This is a genomic window from Mesorhizobium sp. M7A.F.Ca.US.006.04.2.1, assembly GCF_004022915.1.
In the GTDB taxonomy this organism is placed as follows: Bacteria; Pseudomonadota; Alphaproteobacteria; order Rhizobiales; family Rhizobiaceae; genus Mesorhizobium; species Mesorhizobium ciceri.
In genome coordinates, this window is record NZ_RZQA01001314.1 from 1 (window position 1) to 1,112 (window position 1,112).

Genomic DNA, 1,112 nt, shown 5'->3' on the forward strand with positions numbered 1-1,112 from the left:
GCATTCCCTTGGGGCCGAAACCAAGCCGTCCCTGCTGAAGATAGGAAAATTGTTCATCCCAGGCGTAGCGGACGGGACTGTGCACATAACACAGATGCGGCTGGTCCGGCCTGGTGATGACGCCGCGCGAGAAGGCGGCCGACGACGAGATCACCGCGTCGTATCCCGTCACGTCGAATTGCTCGATCAGAAAGGGACAGAAAAAGAAGAGGGATCGATAGAACTTATGGACCATCGGTATCCGGTTGGCCGCAGACGTATGGAATTCCACGTCGTGGAAATATTGCTCCTTCACCTCTTGTGGCAGGAAATCGAAAAGCGTGAAGACTTCGGCGTTGGGGAACTGCTTGCAGATTTGCGCAAGAACCCTTTCCCCTCCCCGGAAATTCGGGCACCAGTCATGAACGATCGCTATCCTGGCATTGCTGTCGAAGCCGGGCCCCGGCGCGGCCGGCAATTCTTCGATGGATACATCGATCTTGGCAGCGACGGCCAAATCGGAAGAGCGTTCGTGGAGCATGGTTCCCCCTAGCCTCATAAGGCTGGCAGTCTCCATTCCATGTCGTTGCTCCGGCAAGCTGTCCGATCGGCTACACACCGCTACGGGCGCATGGCCATCTAATACTTGCGGATGTGGTCCGTCACCGGGATACTCCGAAAGCCTGTGTCCGGCGGTAGGCCAGGCTCCTCCCGTCTCCTTTTATGCAGGCTGTGTCGGTCCACTCGTCGGTCTAGGTTTCGGCGGAACCGAAGCTGGATCGAGCATGAGACTCATAGTGATCATCCCGACGCTTGGCCGCAGCGGACAGGTCGGGCGTTTGCTTGGATATTTGGGCGGCCAGACGAGGCTTCCTGATGAGGTCATAGTGTCGGCGCCCGACGCCTCGCATGTCGACCTGCCGGAAAGCTGTCCTTTCCAGGTGTCACTCGTTTTCGGACCGAAAGGACTGGCTGCCCAGCGGAACAGGGCTCTCGTACCTTCCCTGGGGCGCTTCGACATCATCACATTCTTCGACGATGATTTCGTTCCGTCCGCCGAATATCTGCAGCAGGTCGAGAAAGCTTTCGTGGAAAATGACGGATGGGCGGTGGTGATGGGCACGGTCGTCAGG

1 protein-coding gene and 1 pseudogene are annotated in these 1,112 nt (G+C 58.1%); one reads left to right on the forward strand and one right to left on the reverse strand.

The window, feature by feature from the left end; genetic code table 11:
• Positions 1–520 (reverse strand): annotated as a pseudogene (locus EN925_RS36915) (glycosyltransferase family 4 protein); the annotation flags it as partial.
• A gap of 244 nt (positions 521–764) precedes the next feature.
• On the opposite strand from EN925_RS36915, the gene EN925_RS36920 reads away from it, so the two are divergent.
• Positions 765–1,112: glycosyltransferase family A protein (locus tag EN925_RS36920; RefSeq protein ID WP_164894713.1), on the forward strand; the 348-nt coding region annotated here is incomplete at its 3' end.